The organism is Pseudomonas sp. E1BtOHC1 (assembly GCF_058744285.1).
Genome location: NZ_CP196023.1, coordinates 2,118,264 through 2,135,557 on the forward strand (window position 1 = coordinate 2,118,264; position 17,294 = coordinate 2,135,557).

Annotated in this window: 16 protein-coding genes; 9 read left to right on the top strand and 7 right to left on the bottom strand. The window is 61.1% G+C overall.

The genetic code is table 11. From position 1 onward, the window contains the following. Nucleotides 1–22 precede the first annotated feature (22 nt). Complete coding sequence (gene tcdA, locus ACSSVC_RS09665) at nt 23–835, top strand: tRNA cyclic N6-threonylcarbamoyladenosine(37) synthase TcdA (protein ID WP_492612226.1); 813 nt, start codon at nt 23–25, stop codon at nt 833–835. Nucleotides 836–965: 130 nt separating this feature from the next. Here tcdA and ACSSVC_RS09670 read toward each other — a convergent pair whose 3' ends face one another. The 4 genes from ACSSVC_RS09670 to ACSSVC_RS09685 form a co-directional block, all read right to left on the bottom strand. Next, nucleotides 966–1,370, bottom strand: a complete 405-nt coding sequence (locus ACSSVC_RS09670; protein WP_404938329.1) for a SufE family protein — start codon at nt 1,368–1,370, stop codon at nt 966–968. Continuing rightward, a complete protein-coding gene (locus ACSSVC_RS09675) occupies nt 1,367–2,572 on the bottom strand; it encodes an aminotransferase class V-fold PLP-dependent enzyme (protein ID WP_346633436.1) in 1,206 nt (401 codons plus the stop codon). Before ACSSVC_RS09675 ends, ACSSVC_RS09670 begins: the two co-directional genes overlap by 4 nt. 76 nt (nt 2,573–2,648) lie before the next feature. Beyond that, nucleotides 2,649–3,683, bottom strand: a complete 1,035-nt coding sequence (gene dapD / locus ACSSVC_RS09680) for a 2,3,4,5-tetrahydropyridine-2,6-dicarboxylate N-succinyltransferase (protein ID WP_015634328.1) — start codon at nt 3,681–3,683, stop codon at nt 2,649–2,651. Nucleotides 3,684–3,716: 33 nt separating this feature from the next. After that, a complete protein-coding gene (locus tag ACSSVC_RS09685) occupies nt 3,717–4,079 on the bottom strand; it encodes an ArsC family reductase (RefSeq protein WP_346633435.1) in 363 nt (120 codons plus the stop codon). A 237-nt stretch (nt 4,080–4,316) separates the two neighbouring features. Between ACSSVC_RS09685 and ACSSVC_RS09690 the strand changes: the two genes are divergently transcribed. Continuing rightward, complete coding sequence (locus ACSSVC_RS09690) at nt 4,317–5,963, top strand: Na+/H+ antiporter (RefSeq protein WP_404938331.1); 1,647 nt, start codon at nt 4,317–4,319, stop codon at nt 5,961–5,963. Between the two features lie 72 nt (nt 5,964–6,035). On the opposite strand, the gene dapC is transcribed toward ACSSVC_RS09690, so the two are convergent. The 3 genes from dapC to map are packed head-to-tail and all read right to left on the bottom strand — an operon-like array spanning nt 6,036 to nt 10,807. Beyond that, the gene (dapC, locus tag ACSSVC_RS09695; protein ID WP_492612227.1) at nt 6,036–7,235 is read right to left on the bottom strand and encodes a succinyldiaminopimelate transaminase; all 1,200 of its coding nucleotides are present in this window, start codon (nt 7,233–7,235) and stop codon (nt 6,036–6,038) included. Between the two features lie 38 nt (nt 7,236–7,273). Beyond that, nucleotides 7,274–9,976, bottom strand: a complete 2,703-nt coding sequence (locus ACSSVC_RS09700; protein WP_446438992.1) for a [protein-PII] uridylyltransferase — start codon at nt 9,974–9,976, stop codon at nt 7,274–7,276. Between the two features lie 48 nt (nt 9,977–10,024). Then, nucleotides 10,025–10,807 carry a type I methionyl aminopeptidase gene (gene map / locus ACSSVC_RS09705; protein WP_068580424.1) on the bottom strand — a complete coding sequence of 261 codons (783 nt, stop codon included), beginning with the start codon at nt 10,805–10,807 and terminating at the stop codon, nt 10,025–10,027. A 407-nt stretch (nt 10,808–11,214) separates the two neighbouring features. Here map and rpsB point away from each other — a divergent pair, with 407 nt between their 5' ends. The 7 genes from rpsB to ispC all read left to right on the top strand — a co-directional run bounded on the left by rpsB (nt 11,215) and on the right by ispC (nt 17,292). Further along, the gene (gene rpsB, locus ACSSVC_RS09710) at nt 11,215–11,952 is read left to right on the top strand and encodes a 30S ribosomal protein S2 (protein WP_011059524.1); all 738 of its coding nucleotides are present in this window, start codon (nt 11,215–11,217) and stop codon (nt 11,950–11,952) included. Nucleotides 11,953–12,155: 203 nt separating this feature from the next. Next, complete coding sequence (gene tsf / locus ACSSVC_RS09715; RefSeq protein WP_346635931.1) at nt 12,156–13,022, top strand: translation elongation factor Ts; 867 nt, start codon at nt 12,156–12,158, stop codon at nt 13,020–13,022. A 208-nt stretch (nt 13,023–13,230) separates the two neighbouring features. Continuing rightward, nucleotides 13,231–13,974 (top strand): UMP kinase, encoded by a 744-nt coding sequence (pyrH, locus tag ACSSVC_RS09720; protein WP_011059526.1) that lies wholly within the window; start codon nt 13,231–13,233, stop codon nt 13,972–13,974. Beyond that, on the top strand, nt 13,971–14,528 hold the full coding sequence (gene frr / locus ACSSVC_RS09725) for a ribosome recycling factor (RefSeq protein WP_123727653.1): 558 nt from the start codon (nt 13,971–13,973) through the stop codon (nt 14,526–14,528). The genes pyrH and frr overlap by 4 nt, the downstream gene beginning before the upstream one ends. A gap of 15 nt (nt 14,529–14,543) precedes the next feature. Next, a complete protein-coding gene (gene uppS / locus ACSSVC_RS09730) occupies nt 14,544–15,299 on the top strand; it encodes a polyprenyl diphosphate synthase (RefSeq protein WP_317071628.1) in 756 nt (251 codons plus the stop codon). After that, a complete protein-coding gene (locus ACSSVC_RS09735) occupies nt 15,299–16,105 on the top strand; it encodes a phosphatidate cytidylyltransferase (protein WP_346635923.1) in 807 nt (268 codons plus the stop codon). Before uppS ends, ACSSVC_RS09735 begins: the two co-directional genes overlap by 1 nt. Then, on the top strand, nt 16,102–17,292 hold the full coding sequence (ispC, locus tag ACSSVC_RS09740; RefSeq protein ID WP_346635922.1) for a 1-deoxy-D-xylulose-5-phosphate reductoisomerase: 1,191 nt from the start codon (nt 16,102–16,104) through the stop codon (nt 17,290–17,292). The genes ACSSVC_RS09735 and ispC overlap by 4 nt, the downstream gene beginning before the upstream one ends. The last annotated feature ends 2 nt before the right edge of the window (nt 17,293–17,294 follow it).

Consider the following 17,294-nt stretch of genomic DNA (forward strand, 5'->3'; position numbering starts at 1 on the left):
GCCGGTTTTTTAGGTGATGGTCATGAGTACAGAAGATCCACGGTTTGCCGGCGTCGCCCGTTTGTATGGCATTGAAGGCCTGGAGCGGCTGCGGGCGGCCCATGTGGCGATCGTCGGGGTCGGCGGGGTCGGTTCTTGGGCGGCGGAAGCCATCGCTCGTTGCGGGGTGGGCGAAATTTCGCTGTTCGACCTCGACGATGTCTGCGTCAGCAACAGCAACCGGCAACTGCATGCCCTGGACAGCACCGTGGGCAAGCCCAAGGTCGAAGTCATGGCCGAGCGCCTGCGGGGCATCAACCCGGACTGCACCGTGCACGCGGTGACGGATTTCGTCACCCGGGACACCATGGCCGAGTACATCACCCCGGACATTGATTGCGTGATCGACTGCATCGACAGCGTGAATGCCAAGGCGGCGCTGATCGCCTGGTGCAAGCGGCGCAAGATCCAGATCATCACCACCGGCGGCGCCGGCGGGCAGATCGACCCGACCCTGATTCAGGTCTGCGACCTGAACCGCACCTTCAACGACCCATTGGCCTCCAAAGTGCGTTCCACCCTGCGTCGTGACTACGGTTTCTCGCGTACCGTGACCCGGCATTACAGCGTGCCCTGCGTGTTTTCCACCGAGCAGCTGCGTTATCCGAAGCCGGACGGCAGCATCTGCCTGCAAAAGAGTTTTGTCGGCGATGGGGTCAAGCTCGACTGCGCCGGTGGCTTTGGCGCGGTGATGATGGTCACCGCGACCTTCGGCATGGTGGCGGCGACCAAGGCGGTAGACAAGATCGTTGCCGGCGTGCGCCGCCCATCTGAACGCAGCAAGCCCGGCGCATAAGGCCGGATTGCACAGACGCTGGTTGTTGTAGGAGCTGGCTTGCCAGCGAAAGGGAACCAGAGGGCGATGCTCGGCTTGAGGCCCTGTTCGCCGGCAAGCCGGCTCCTGCGGTGCAGAGGGTGGGCGGCTCCTATAGAGCCAGTTCGCCCATGCGCTGCAGTACGGCATTCAAGCCGTTGCTGCGCGATGGCGAGAGTTGACGTGACAGGCCCAACTGGTTGAACCAGTCGGCCAGGTCCACTTCCTGCAACTGCTGCGCCGTCAGGCCATTGACCCGGGCCAGCAGCAAGGCCACCAAACCGCGAATCAGCCGCGCGTCGCTGGCGGCGGCGAACTGCCAGCGCCCCTCATGCAGGCTTGCCACCAGCCAGACCTGGCTCTCACAACCCAGCACCCGATTGGCTTCGATCTTGTCCGCTTCGTCCAGGGCCGGCAGGCGCTCGCCCCATTGCATCAGCAAGCGCGCACGCTGCTCCCAGCCTGGGGCTTGCTGAAAGACCTCCAGGGCGGCAACGGCATCGTCCGGCAGGCTCATCGCAGCAGCTCCAAGGCCTGATCCAGAGCCTCGAAGAAGCGCTCCAGGTCCTCGGAATCGTTGTACAGCGCCAGGGATACGCGAATCGCCCCGGCGAGGCCGAAGCTCTTCATCAGCGGCATGGCGCAATGGTGACCGGCACGTACGGCAATGCCCTGTTCGGTCAGCAGGTGCGCCAGGTCGGCGTTGTGTACGCCGTCCACGACGAAGCTGACCAGAGCCAGTTGCGGCGTGCCCAGCAGGCGGATGCCGTTGCGTGCCTGCAAGCCCTGCAACAGATAGGCGTGCAGCGCGGCTTCATGTGCGGTGACTGCTTGCTGATCCAGGGCGCCAAGATAGTCCAAGGTAGCCCCCAAGCCGATAACCCCGGCAATTGGTGGTGTACCGGCCTCGAACCCCAGGGGCGCCGGGCGAAAGCTGGCGTGCTGGTAGTCGGCGTCCTGGACCATTTCTCCGCCGAACTGCCAATGACGCAGGCGCTTGAGCGCGGCATGGCGGCCGAACAGCACGCCGACGCCGTCCGGACCATAGAGTTTATGGCTGGAGAACACATAGAAGTCGCAGCCCAGGGCCTGCACATCGTGACGGCCATGAACCACGCCCTGGGCGCCGTCGATCACCGTCAGTGCGCCTTGGGCCTTGGCCATGGCCAGCAGTGGCGTCAAGGGTTGCCAGGCGCCAAGCACATTGGACAACTGGCTCACCGCCAGCAGGCGAGTGCGCGGGCCAATCAGGCGGCTTGCCGCATCGATGTCGATCAGACCGTCGGCATCCAGGGGCAGGATCAGCAGCTTGAGATCGCGACGTTGGGCCAACTGTTGCCAGGGCAGCAGGTTGGCATGGTGTTCAAGGGCGCTGATGACGATCTCATCGCCGCTTTCAAATTGATGCTCCAGGCCATAAGCCAGGAGGTTCAGCGCGCAAGTGGCGCCGTGGGTGAAGACGATCTGCCCGCTGTCACCGGCATTCAGCCATTGGCCGACCTTGCGGCGACTGTCCTCGAAAGCCTGGGTAGCGTGGGCACCGGGCAGGTGCTGCGCGCGATGCACGTTGGCCGCGCCATTGGCGTAGTAGTGGGCCAGGGCGTCCAGCAGGGCTTGGGGTTTTTGCGTGGTGGCGGCGTTGTCCAGGTACGTCTGGTCCTGGCGATGCAGGGCGGCGATGGCCGGGAAGTCGGCGCGCCAGGGGGAGGGTACAAGCATGGTGGCAGAACTCGTTTGAACAGGCCGGGCGCCGATGATAAGCGCCCGGCCGGTTCCAGTGAAACCGAATCGCTGCTTAGTTGTGAGCGTGCAGCGCTTCGTTCAGCTCGATGGCCGACTTGTGGGTCTTGCACTCCACGGCGCCGGTTTCCGAGTTGCGACGGAACAGCAGGTCCGGCTGGCCGGCCAATTCACGGGCCTTGAGCACTTTGACCAACTGGTTGTTCTCGTCCAGCAGCGCCACCTTGGTGCCGGCGGTCACGTACAGGCCCGACTCCACGGTGTTGCGGTCGCCCAACGGAATGCCGATACCGGCGTTGGCGCCGATCAGGCAGCCTTCGCCGACCTTGATCACGATGTTGCCGCCACCCGACAGGGTGCCCATGGTGGAGCAACCGCCGCCCAGGTCCGAACCTTTGCCGACGAACACCCCAGCCGATACGCGGCCTTCGATCATGCCCGGGCCTTCGGTGCCAGCGTTGAAGTTGACGAAGCCTTCGTGCATGACGGTGGTGCCTTCGCCGATGTAGGCGCCCAGGCGGATCCGCGCGCTGTCAGCGATACGCACGCCGCTCGGCACCACGTAGTCGGTCATTTTCGGGAACTTGTCCACGGAGAATACTTCCAGCAGCTCGCCGCGCAGGCGGGCTTCCAGTTGGCGCTCGGCCAACTCGCCCAGGTCGATCGCGCCCTGGCTGGTCCAGGCCACGTTCGGCAGCAGCGGGAACACCCCGGCCAGGCTCAGGCCGTGCGGCTTGACCAGACGGTGGGACAGCAGATGCAGCTTCAGGTAGGCCTCTGGAGTGGAGGTCAGCTGGGCGTCTTCGGCCAGCAGGGTGGCGACCAGCGGCTTGTGGCTTTCGGCCAGGCGGGTCAGCAGGGCGGCCTGGGTGGCGTCGATGCTCTTCAGCGCGTCGGCCATTTGCGCGGCCTGGGCAGTGGTGAAGGTGATGGCCTGGTTGCCTTCGCTGTAACCGAGGATCGGTGCGACAGCGGCAACGATTTCGGCGGCAGGGTTGAGCAGTGGCGATGCGTAGAACACTTCCAGCCAGGCGCCTTGACGATTTTGGGTGCCGACACCGAATGCCAGGCTGAACAGAGTAGTGGACATGCAGTTACCTCTTGCGAAATAGAGTGAGCAGGCTTACTTGAGCGCCGCTGCGTAAAGGTCTGGCTTGAAGCCAACCAGGGTCTTGTCTCCGAGGTCGAGCACCGGGCGCTTGATCATCGAAGGTTGCGCGAGCATCAGTTCAACGGCTTTCGCCTGGTCGAGATCGGCTTTGCTTTCGTCATCGAGTTTGCGAAAGGTCGTGCCCGCGCGGTTCAACACCACCTGCCAGCCGTGCTCGTCGCACCACTGATTCAGGTGCTCACGGTCAATGCCGGAGGTTTTGTAATCATGGAAGTCATAGCTGACAGCGTGTTCATCGAGCCAGGTGCGCGCCTTTTTCATGGTGTCACAGGCTTTGATGCCGAAAAGGTGCAACGTTTTGCTTGAAGCGGTCAAGGAATTGCCCCCTTTGGAGATGCTGGAGATGAAAGGTCACGGATTATGCCACGACCGCAGCGCTTCGGCGTCGGCCTGAAATCGGCTTTGTCGCAGGTTGTTGCACAGCAGATCATGGGGGTTGCGACTTTTGTGCAGCGGTCAGTACCGAGTTTAAGCGGCTAATATGGCACTTCGTCGGCGATTCTCAGCTGAGATGAGTACGATTTTTCTTGTTGAGCCTTGGATTTTCGCTTTATGCAAACTGCCTATACCGTCCTCATCCTGCTGATGCTGGTGAGCCTCTCGCGATTGGTCGGACGGGTGATTCCGCTGCCCTTGCCTCTGGTACAGATTGCCGCCGGCGCCTTGCTGGCTTGGCCGACCCTGGGTTTGCACGTGGCTCTGGACCCGGAACTGTTCCTTTTCCTGTTCCTGCCACCCCTGTTGTTTTCCGACGGTTGGCGCATGCCCAAGCGCGAGTTCTGGCGCTTGCGAGGCCCGATCCTGACCCTGGCGGTGGGCCTGGTGCTGTTCACCGTGGTCGGTGCCGGGTATTTCATTCACTGGCTGCTGCCGACCATCCCGTTGCCGGTGGCTTTCGCCCTGGCCGCGGTGCTGTCGCCCACCGACGCTGTAGCGGTGTCGGCCATCTCCCAGAACCGCCTGCCAACCCCGCTGATGCACATGCTCCAGGGCGAGGCCCTGATGAACGATGCCTCGGGCCTGGTGACTTTCAAGTTCGCCCTGGTGGCCGCCGTTACCGGAGTGTTTTCTCTGGCCAATGCCAGTCTGACCTTTGTGCTGGTGGCGGTGGGTGGCTTGGCGGTCGGTGTGGCCCTGAGCTGGCTGGTCGGGCGCCTGCGGGCCTGGATGATCGCCCGAGGCTGGGACGATCCGGCGACCCATGTGGTGTTCATGTTGCTATTGCCGTTTGCGGCTTATGTGCTGGCCGAGCGCCTGGGGGCCTCGGGCATTCTCTCGGCGGTGGCGGCGGGAATGATGCAGAGCTGGCTCGACCTGCTGCCGCGCCAGACCAGCACCCGACTGCTCAATCGCAGCGTCTGGTCGCTGCTGGAGTTCGCCTTCAATGGCCTGATCTTTCTACTGTTGGGGCTGCAGTTGCCTGACATCATCAAGGCTGTGGTCAGCCATGAGACTTCGCTCTGGCCGACCCTGTTCTATCGCTGCCTGGATGTGATGGCGATCTTCCTGGTGCTGTTGGTGTTGCGCTTTATCTGGGTGCAGAGCATCTGGCGTCTGTCCGGGCTGCTGCGGCGCTGGCGTGGCAAGGGCGAGCTGACCCTGGTGCCCACGGCGCGCTCCTGCTGGTTGCTGACTGTGGGTGGGGTACGTGGGGCGGTGACCTTGGCCGGTGTGATGTCGGTGCCCTTGTTCCTGGGCGTCGGGGAGGCATTTCCCGAGCGTGACCTGCTGATCTTTATCGCCGCCGGAGTGATTCTGCTGTCCCTGGTGGCGGCCTGCATTGCCCTGCCGCTGCTGTTGCGCGGTATCGTCAAAAGCCCGGACGACAAACGCCGTGGGGAAGTCCGCGATGCTTGGCGCAAGACCGCCGAGGCGGCGATCCATGCCCTGGAAGCCGAGGAAGTGGCTGAAACCAATGAGGCCCCCGATGCGGCCCAGGCGGCACTGGCCACCGAGCTCAAGGGCCGTTTGATGGCTGAGTACCGGCATCAGTTGGAGGTCTACAACGATTCCGCGGAGGCTCAGGCCCTGGCATTGCAGATGGACTTGCTGGAACGGCGCCTGCGGCTCAAGGCCCTGCGGGCGCAACGGCTGGAGTTGTACCGCCTGAGCCGACATCACCAGATCGGTGACGATGTACTGCGCGAGGTGTTGGCGGACCTGGATTTGAGCGAGGCGAATCTGGGGCAGGTGAAGTGAGCGAATAACGCTTTCGCCGGCCAGCCGGCTCCTACCAGGAGGGGGTAGGAGCCGGCTGGCCGGCGAAGGGTCTCAAGCGCGACGCAGAACGAAATCGCGAATCCGTTCCGCTGCTTCCACGCACTCCGCCAGCGGCGCGACCAGCGCCATGCGCACACGCCCAGCGCCTGGGTTAGTACCGTCCACATCCCGCGACAGGTAGGAACCCGGGACCACGGTCACGTGCTCTTGCTCGAACAGGTCGCGGCAGAAGGCAGCGTCATCCCCGGCCACGTTCGGCCACAGATAGAAGCTGCCATCCGGGCGCTGTACGTCCATCACGGGCGAGAGAATCGCCAGCACTGCATCGAACTTTTCGCGGTACAGGGCGCGGTTGGCGCGTACGTGTACTTCATCGTTCCAGGCAGCGACGCTGGCCAACTGGGTCTGCACCGGCATGGCGCAGCCGTGGTAGGTGCGGTACAGCAGGAAACCCTTGAGGATGTCCGCGTCGCCGGCGACGAAACCGGAGCGCAGGCCCGGCAGGTTGGAGCGCTTGGACAGGCTGTGGAACACCACGCAGCGCTTGAAGTCCTTGCGGCCCAGCTCGACGCAGGCGCTGAGCAGGCCCGGCGGCGGGGTCTGTTCGTCGAAGTACAGCTCGCTGTAGCACTCGTCGGCGGCAATCACGAAGTCGTGCTCATCGGCCAGGGCGATCAGTTTCTTCAGGGTGTCCAGCGGGATCAGCGCGCCGGTGGGGTTGCCCGGGGAGCACAGGAAGAGGATCTGGCAGCGCTGCCAGATTTCGGCCGGCACGGCGTCGAAGTCCGGGTTGAAGCCGTTTTCGTCGAGGCACGGCAGGTAGTGCGGCTTGGCCCCGGCGAGGAAGGCTGCGCCTTCGTAGATCTGATAGAAGGGGTTGGGGCTGACCACCAGCGCGTCGTCGCCGCGGTTGACCACGGTCTGGGTGAAGGCGAACAGCGCTTCGCGGGTGCCGTTGACCGGCAGGACGTTACGCGCCGGGTCGATCCAGCCGGTCGGCACGCCGAAGCGTCGCTCGCACCAGCCGCCGATGGCTTCACGCAGGACGGGGATGCCCAGGGTGGTGGGGTAGACCGCCATCTGGTCGAGATTGCTGGCCAGGGCTTCGGCGACAAAGCTGGGCGAGCGATGTTTGGGTTCGCCGATGGACAGGGCGATGGGGCGCTTGTCCGGATTGGGGGTAACCGTGCCGAGCAAGGCGCGCAGCTTTTCGAACGGGTAGGGTTGCAGCTGGTTCAGAGCGTTGTTCATTGGTGCGTTTTCTCACTCAAAGCGGCGGTTCAGACCTGTCAGATGCTCAGGCGGGTCATTTCGATAGTCGGTTCGTGGCTGACACTCAACTGTTCGACGATCGCATCCTGCAAGCGGCTGCACAGCTGTGGGTCGGAAAGAGGCTGGTTGTGTGCGTCGGTAATGAAGAACACGTCTTCCACGCGCTCGCCCAAGGTGGCGATCTTGGCGTTTTGCAGCGACAGGTCGAACTCCAGGAAGATCTTGCCGATCCGTGCCAGCAGGCCCGGACGATCCGGGGCGCTGAGCTCCAGCACGGTGACCGGGCGCTGGGCGTCGTTGTGGATGGTCACCTCAGGGGCGAAGGCAAAATGCTTGAGCTGGCGCGGCACCCGGCGCTGGATGATGGTCGGGTAGTCGTCGGGGTTGCGCAGGGCGTCGGTCAGGCCCTTGCGGATCTGCTCGACCCGCTGCGGGTTGTTGCCGATGGACTCGCCGTCGTTGTCCAGGACGATGTAGGTGTCGAGGGTGAACTGGCTGCTGGAGGTAATGATGCGCGCGTCATGGATGTTCAGGTTGAGCTGGTCCATGGCGGCCACGGTCACGGCGAAGAAGTCGTGCTGGTCCGGGGCGTAGATGAAGATCTGGGTGCCACCCTCGAACTCGCGCTGGGTGATTTCCTTGATTAGCACCAGTGGCCCGCCATCGGCCGGTTGCTGGAGGATCGCGTCGCTATGCCAGGCCACATCGCCGGCGGTGTGACGCAGGAAGTAGTCGTCTCCCAGTTGCGACCAGAGCTGCTCGACTTCGTCCGGATCGGTGCCGTTGCGCACCAGGATGTCCAGGGCGGCGCTTTGGGTCTGGCGGATCTGCTCTTCGCGGTCCACCGGGTTTTCCAGGCCGCGCCGCAGGGCGCGCTTGGTTTCGGTGTAGAGCTGGCGCAACAGGCTGGCGCGCCAGGAGTTCCACAGGGTCGGGTTGGTGGCGTAGATGTCGGCGACCGTGAGTACGTATAGGTAGTCGAGACGGGTCTGGTCGACCACGCTCTGGGCGAAGTCGTGGATCACCTGCGGGTCGGACAGGTCCTTGCGCTGGGCGGTGGTGGACATCACCAGGTGGTTCTGCACCAGCCAGACGATCAACCGGGTGTCCCAGAGAGGCAGCTGGTGGCGCACGCAGAAGGCTTCGGCATCCACTGCACCGATTTCCGAGTGGTCACCGTGGCGGCCCTTGCCGATGTCGTGGTACAGGCCGGCCAGATAGATCAGCTCGGGCTTGGGCAGCTTGCCCATGAGCTTGCTGGCCAGCGGGAATTTCTCGGAGATCGGCGTGTACTGCATCTTGCGCAGGTGCTTGATCAGATTCAGCGTGTGGGCGTCCACCGTATAGATGTGGAACAGATCGTGCTGCATCTGCCCGACGATGAAGCCGAATTCCGGCAGGTAACGCCCGAGGATGCCGTAGCGGTTCATCCGTCGCAGGTTCCTGTGAATCCCGATCTCGCATTTGAACAGTTCGATGAACAGGCTGGTGTTGCGGATATCGTGACGAAAATCGTCGTCGATCAGGTGCCGGTGTTCCCGCAGCAGGCGGATGGTGTCGGCCCGTACGCCCTTGATTTCCGGGTGCTGGGCCATCAGCACAAAGATTTCCAGCATGGCGAACGGCGTGCGCTTGAACACGTTGTCGTTGATCGCCTCGATGTAGCCGTCGTGCAGTTGGAAGCGGGCGTTGATCGGCTGCGGTGCAGCTTCGTCCTCGGGGGCGAGGATCACTTCTTCGAAGTGCTGGATGATCAGGTCGCTCAGCTGGGCGATGCTCATCACCACCCGGTAGTACTGCTGCATGAAGCTTTCGATGGATTGCTTGGCGTCTTCACCGCTGAAGCCCAGCAGTTCGGCGATGGAGCGCTGGTGGTCCAGCAGCAGGCGGTCTTCGGCGCGGCCGGCGAGCATGTGCAGGGCGTAGCGGACCTTCCACAGGAACTCTTGGGAGGAGGCCAGCAAGGCGTTCTCGCTTTCCACCAGGAAGCCTTCGCCGGCCAGGGCTCGCAGGTTCAGGGTCCCGTACTGACGGCGGGCGACCCAGAGAATGGTCTGGATATCCCGCAGGCCGCCGGGGGAGCCTTTGACGTTGGGCTCCAGGTTGTATTCGGTGTCGTTGTACTTGTGGTGGCGGGCTTTCTGCTCGGTGTGCTTGGCCAGGAAGAAGTCCTTGCTCGGCCACATATGTGCGGTGCTGGTGACGTCCAGCATGCGCTGGCGCAGTTGCTCGGGGCCGGCAATGGTGCGGCTTTCCATCAGGTTGGTGATTACCGTCAGGTCGGCCCGGGCCTCTTCGGCGCATTCGTCCACCGAACGCACGCTTTGCCCGACTTCCAGGCCAATGTCCCAGAGGAGGGTAAGAAAGCGTTCGATGGAGTCGCGAAAGATCTCGTGATCGGCACTGTCCAGAAGGATCAGCAGGTCGATATCGGAATAGGGGTGAAGCTCGCCGCGGCCGTAGCCGCCGACCGCCACCAGGGCAATGTCGGCGTCTTCGCTCCAGCTGAACTGGTCCCAGGCCTTTTGCAGGATGTTATCGATGAACCAGGCGCGGTCTTCGATCAGCCGACGGATTTCCCGTCCGCTGCGAAAGCGGTTGTCGAGCACTTCTCGTGCCTGACGGATGGCTTTCTTGAAAGCGGCGATGGGGCTGGCCTTCAGTGCCAGTTCCGCCTGGAACTGGCCACGGTCGAAGAGTTCGGGGTCCACCTGCGGCATCGATTGGCTTTCCTGTCTATCTATAAGGTCGGGATGCGGCGTTGTGGATCAGGCAGACACCCGGGCGATGGTGTCATCGCTGCGCAGGGTGAAGATCTCATAGCCGGTTTCGGTGACCAGCAGGGTGTGCTCCCACTGTGCCGAGAGCTTGCGGTCCTTGGTGATGGCGGTCCAGCCGTCGCCCAGTACCTTGGTGTCGGCCTTGCCCTGGTTGATCATCGGCTCGATGGTGAAGGTCATGCCGGCCTTGAGTTCCATGCCGGTGCCCGCGCGACCGTAGTGCAGGATCTGCGGCTCTTCGTGGAACACCTTGCCGATGCCGTGGCCGCAGAACTCGCGAACCACCGAGAAGCCGTTCTTTTCCGCGTGTTTCTGGATCACTTCGCCGATGTCGCCCAGGCGGCAGCCCGGTTTCACCAGTTCGATGGCTTTGTACATGCATTCCTGGGTGATCTGCGACAGCCGCTCGGCCCAGACCGGGACGGTGCCGACGTGGAACATGCGGCTGGTGTCACCGTGGTAGCCGTCCTTGATGACGGTGACGTCGATGTTCAGGGTGTCGCCATCCTTCAGCGGCTTCTCGTTGGGAATGCCGTGGCACACCACATGATTGATCGAGGTGCAGATGGACTTGGGGAAGCCCTTGTAGTTCAGCGGTGCCGGGATCGCACCCTGCACATTGACGATGTAGTCATGGCAGATGCGGTCCAGTTCTTCGGTGGTGACACCGGGTTTGACATGCTCGGCAATCATTTCCAGGACTTCGGCGGCCAGTTTGCCGGCGACACGCATTTTGGCGATGTCCTCGGGAGTTTTGAGGGTGACGGTCATACAGGCTCTCTTGACGCTCAATGGCGCGGTAAACACGGAATGGCTTGAAAACCTGCCCCTGCAAGGCTGGAACCGGGATGGAACCGGTGAGGTTTTCAGAAGCCGCAAAGGTGCGATTCTAACAGAGGCTCAGCGCAAATCTGAGGTTCTGCTGGCGCTTGTCTCTATACAATGGTGCATTCTGGGCTGAATCCAAGAGCAGGGCAAAAACTGCACGGAGCGGAGGATGTGAATCCGGGTTCCGTTTTGGCCCACGCTGTGGTATAAAATGCGCCGCTTTCCGGGGATGCCCCGAAAAGCTCAAACCCACACACGTGTCGACACGATGACCTGGGTGCCCTCAGCACATGCTGTTGGTTGGTCATTGGGATACGTGGAGGCCTAACCCGACTTATTAAGGAACTATCATGTCCCAAGTCAACATGCGCGATATGCTGAAGGCCGGTGTGCACTTCGGTCACCAAACTCGTTACTGGAACCCGAAAATGGGTAAGTACATTTTCGGTGCGCGCAACAAGATTCACATCATCAACCTTGAAAAAACCCTGCCAATGTTCAACGAAGCTCTGACTTTCGTAGAGCGTCTGGCCCAGGGCAAAAACAAGATTCTGTTCGTCGGCACCAAGCGTTCCGCTGGCAAGATCGTTGCTGAAGAAGCAGCACGTTGCGGTTCGCCGTACGTCGATCACCGCTGGTTGGGCGGCATGCTGACCAACTACAAAACCATCCGTGCTTCCATCAAGCGTCTGCGTGACCTTGAAGTGCAAGCAGAAGACGGCACCTTCGCCAAGCTGACCAAGAAAGAGGCGCTGATGCGCACTCGCGATCTGGAAAAGCTGGATCGTTCCCTGGGTGGTATCAAGGACATGGGCGGCCTGCCTGACGCACTGTTCGTGATCGACGTTGACCACGAGCGCATCGCGATCACCGAAGCCAACAAGCTGGGCATCCCGGTCATCGGCGTTGTCGATACCAACAGCAGCCCGGAAGGCGTTGACTACATCATCCCAGGCAACGATGACGCCATTCGCGCCATCCAGCTGTACATGGGTTCGATGGCTGACGCTGTGATCCGTGGTCGCAACAACGTTGCTGGCGGCACCGAAGTGTTCGAAGAAGCTGCAGCACCGGCGGCTGAAGCCTGAGTAACTGACGCTTAGCGTTTACTCAGTACGCAAAAAGGGGGCTTGGCCCCCTTTTTGCCAACTCGAAAATCATTTCGTCTTTGCGCCCTGACAGTTTCTGTAATGCGGGGCTGTTATGAAATGAGTTCGAGGTAGCGCCCAAGAATTGAACGCCCGTTCGATCGGGTGGAATGGTTGAAAACCTATCCAAGAGGATTTTGAAAATGGCAGAGATTACTGCAGCGTTGGTCAAAGAACTGCGCGAGCGTACCGGCGAAGGCATGATGGATTGCAAAAAGGCCTTGACCAAGGCTGGCGGCGACATCGAGAAAGCCATTGATGACATGCGTGCTTCCGGCGCCATCAAGGCTGCCAAGAAAGCAGGCAACGTAGCTGCTGAAGGCGCTATTGCCATCAAGGACGACGGTAAAGTCGCTGTCCTGCTGGAAGTGAACTCGCAGACCGACTTCCTGGCTCTGCAGGACGACTTCAAGGCATTCGTTGCTGCCAGCGTGGAAAAAGCTTTCGCTGACAAGCTGACCGACGCAGCTCCGCTGATCGAAGCTCAAGAAGCTGACCGTCTGATCCTGGTGGGCAAGACTGGCGAGAACGTCAACATCCGTCGTCTGGCTCGCGTTGAAGGTGACGTGGTCGGTACTTACCTGCACGGTAACAAGATCGGTGTTGCGGTTGTCCTGAAGGGCGGTTCCGTTGACCTGGCCAAAGACATCGCCATGCACGTAGCGGCAAGCAACCCTGAGTTCCTGCTGCCGTCGCAAGTTTCCGCCGAAGCCATCGAGCGCGAAAAAGCTGTGTTCCTGCAGCTGAACGAAGACAAGATGAAAGGCAAGCCAGCCGAAATCGTTGAAAAAATGATCGCTGGCCGTATCAGCAAGTTCCTGGCTGAAGCCAGTCTGGTTGAGCAGGCTTTCGTCAAGGATCCAGAAATCACCGTAGGTGCTCTGGCCAAGAAAGGCGGCGCTGAAATCGTTTCCTTCACCCGTTTCGCAGTAGGTGAAGGCATCGAGAAGAAAGAAGACAACTTCGCTGAAGAAGTTGCTGCACAACTGGCTGCTGCCAAGCAACAGTAAGACGGTTTTTCAACTGTCGCCCAGAAGAGGCTGCCCGCTCACGCGCGCAGCCTCTTTTCAAATGGGCAGGGTAATTTTGTTGTTTATCCTCGGAACCGGTTTACAAAGTCGTGTTCTGATGGCGCTGTGACAGCGTCAAGCTAGAGTGAACGCAGGCTGCAAACAGCCCGCAAAGAATTTTTAAAATACGCCGCAGGAGAGATTCGCAATGGCTCAGCAGGGCAGTGGTTATCAAGCTCGCTATAAACGCATTCTACTCAAGCTTAGCGGCGAGGCCCTGATGGGCTCGGAAGAGTTCGGGATCGACCCCAAGGTGCTGGACCGCATGGCGCTGGAAGTTGGCCAACTGGTCGGCATCGGTGTTCAGGTCGGTCTGGTGATTGGTGGCGGTAACCTGTTCCGCGGCGCGGCACTGAGTGCTGCCGGGATGGATCGGGTCACAGGCGACCACATGGGCATGCTGGCCACTGTGATGAACGCCCTGGCCATGCGCGACGCGCTGGAACGTGCGAATATCTCGGCCATCGTGATGTCGGCTATTTCCATGGTGGGTGTGACCGATCACTATGACCGTCGCAAGGCAATGCGCCACCTGAACTCCAAAGAGGTGGTGATCTTCGCGGCCGGTACCGGTAATCCATTCTTCACTACCGACTCCGCAGCCTGCCTGCGAGCCATCGAGATCGATGCCGATGTCGTGCTCAAGGCAACCAAGGTCGACGGTGTTTACACTGCAGACCCGTTCAAAGACCCGCATGCCGAGAAGTTCGATCATCTGACTTACGATGAAGTGCTGGATCGCAAGCTGGGAGTGATGGACCTGACGGCCATCTGCCTGTGCCGCGACCATAAGATGCCGCTGCGGGTATTCAACATGAACAAGCCCGGCGCCCTGCTGAACATCGTGCATGGTGGCGCTGAAGGAACCCTGATCGAGGAAGGCGAGCAATGATCAACGAAATCAAGAAAGACGCTCAAGAGCGCATGAAGAAATCCCTGGAGTCCCTGGCGCATGCATTCAGCCGCATTCGTACTGGCCAGGCTCACCCAAGCATCCTGGCGGGTGTGATGGTGCCTTACTACGGCGCTGATACGCCGATCAATCAGGTGGCAAACGTTACCGTGAAAGATGCCCGCACCCTGCAGGTCGTGGCTTTCGAACGCAACATGCTGGCGGCCGTGGACAAAGCGATCCAGAGCTCCGGCCTGGGCTTCAACCCGACCAACCTGGGCGAACTGCTGCTGATCACCATGCCGGCCCTGACTGAAGAGACCCGTAAGGGCTTCACCAAGCAGGCTCGTGAAGCGGCTGAAGACGCTCGCATTGCGGTGCGTAACGTGCGTCGTGACGCGTTGAGCCAGTTCAAGGATCTGGTCAAGGAAAAAGAGATCAGTGAAGACGACGAGCGTCGTGCTGCTGACGATATCCAGAAGCTGACCGACAAGTTCGTGGCGGAAATCGAAGTGGCCGTTAAGCAGAAAGAAGCGGACTTGATGGCCGTATAAGGGTCAGGCGTTTTCATGGAAAAGACCAAGCAGCCAGTATCGTCCTCGGTACCGCGACATGTCGCGATCATCATGGACGGTAACAACCGCTGGGCAAAAAAACGCTTTATGCCGGGTGTTGCCGGGCATAAAGCGGGTGTTGACGCGGTACGTGCAGTGATTGAAGTGTGTGCCGAGGCCAAGGTCGAAGTGCTGACCCTGTTTGCCTTTTCCAGTGAAAACTGGCAACGCCCGGCCGATGAAGTCAGTGCCTTGATGGATCTGTTCTTCAAGGCGCTGCGGCGTGAGGCCAAGCGTCTTAACGAGAACAACATCAGTCTGCGGATTATTGGCGACCGATCGCGCTTCCATCCCGAGCTACAGGCGGCGATGCGTGAGGCGGAGGCCATTACTGCGGGCAGTGATCGTTTCATTCTGCAGATTGCTGCCAACTACGGCGGCCAGTGGGATATCGCCCAGGCTGCCCAGCGCCTGGCGCGTGAGGTCCAGGCCGGGCATCTGCGTCCCGAGGACATTACTCCGGGCCTGTTGCAGACCTGTCTGGCAACCGGCGACTTGCCGTTGCCTGACCTGTGCATCCGTACCGGTGGCGAGCATCGCATCAGTAATTTCCTGCTGTGGCAGCTGGCTTATGCCGAGCTGTATTTCTCCGACCTGTTCTGGCCGGACTTCAAACACGAAGCCATGCGCAATGCGCTGGCCGATTACGCATCTCGACAGCGACGCTTCGGTAAAACGAGCGAGCAGGTCGAGGCTGGAGCCCGGGTTTAATGCTTAAACAACGAATCATTACTGCGCTGATCCTGCTGCCGATCGCCTTGTGTGGGTTTTTCCTGCTCGAGGGATCGGGTTTTGCCCTGTTCATCGGTTTAGTGGTGAGCCTGGGTGCCTGGGAGTGGGCGCGTCTGGCAGGTTTCGAGGCGCAGCCGGCTCGGGTGGCTTACGCGGTGGCGGTCGCGGCGCTGCTGTTCTTGATGCATCTGGTGCCGGGTGTTGCGCCTTGGGTGCTGGGTGCCGCGGTGCTGTGGTGGGGGCTGGCGACTTTCCTGGTGCTTACCTATCCGCGCACCAGTGAGCAATGGTCCGGGGCGGCCCCCAAGCTGCTGATCGGCCTGTTGATCCTGTTGCCGGCCTGGCAGGGCCTGGTGTTCATCAAGCAGTTGCCGCTGGGCAATTGGTTGATCATGGCGGTAATGGTGCTGGTTTGGGGGGCAGATATCGGTGCCTACTTCTCCGGCAAGGCCTTCGGCAAGCGCAAGCTGGCTCCTCAGGTGAGTCCTGGCAAGAGCTGGGAGGGCGTCTATGGCGGCCTTGCATTGAGCCTGGTGATCACCGCAGTGGTCGGGCTGGTGCGTGACTGGACCTTTGGGCAGATTCTGCTGGGGCTGTTGGGGGCTGCCATTGTGGTCTTTATTTCGGTGGTCGGTGACCTGACCGAGAGCATGTTCAAGCGTCAGTCCGGCATCAAGGACAGCAGCAATCTGTTGCCTGGGCACGGTGGTGTGCTTGATCGGATCGACAGTCTGACAGCGGCCATTCCGGTGTTTGCGGTGCTGCTGTGGATGGCTGCACTGTGAGTCGTGTGCAACAGATCACGGTTCTGGGGGCTACAGGCTCCATTGGTCTGAGTACGCTGGATGTGATAGCTCGTCATCCGGACCGCTATCAGGTGTTTGCCCTTACCGGGTTCAGCCGCCTGGCTGAGCTGCTGGCATTGTGCGTGCGCCATGTGCCGCGTTTTGCGGTGGTGCCCGAGTTGGCGGCGGCGAGGACTTTGCAGGACGATCTGCGAGCTGCTGGCCTGTCGACTCGAGTGCTGGTGGGGGAGCAGGGTTTATGTGAAGTCGCTTCGGCGCCTGAAGTCGATGCGGTAATGGCAGCAATTGTCGGGGCTGCGGGCCTGCGCCCGACCCTGGCGGCGGTGGAGGCCGGCAAAAAGATCCTCCTGGCCAATAAAGAAGCGCTGGTGATGTCCGGCGCACTATTCATGCAGGCGGTAGGCAAGAGCGGCTCGGTGCTGCTGCCTATCGACAGCGAGCACAACGCGATTTTCCAATGCATGCCCGGGGATTTTTCCCGGGGCTTGAGTCAGGTCGGGGTGCGACGGATTCTGTTGACCGCCTCGGGCGGTCCATTCCGTCAGACGCCTCTGGCCGAGCTCGAGCATGTTTCGCCGGAACAGGCGTGTGCCCATCCTAATTGGTCCATGGGGCGCAAGATCTCCGTGGATTCGGCGAGCATGATGAACAAGGGGCTGGAGCTGATCGAGGCCTGCTGGTTGTTCGATGCCAAGCCTTCCCAGGTTGAGGTGGTGGTGCATCCGCAGAGCGTGATTCATTCCCTGGTGGATTATGTCGACGGCTCAGTGCTTGCACAGTTGGGTAATCCGGATATGCGCACGCCTATCGCCAACGCCCTGGCCTGGCCGGAACGTATCGACTCCGGTGTGGCCCCGTTGGATCTGTTCGCGATTGCCCGTCTGGACTTCCAGGCACCCGACGAGCAGCGGTTCCCTTGCCTGCGTCTGGCGCGTCAAGCTGCCGAGGCGGGTGACAGTGCTCCGGCGATGCTCAATGCGGCCAATGAAGTGGCTGTTTCGGCCTTTCTTGATCGGCGCATCCGTTACCCGGAGATCGCGAGTATCATCGACGAAGTTTTAGCCCTTGAGCCTGTAGTTGCAGTCAATGAGCTCGATGCAGTGTTTGCGGCAGATGCCAAGGCCCGAAGCCTGGCAGAACAATGGTTGCAGCGTAACGGGCGATAGGA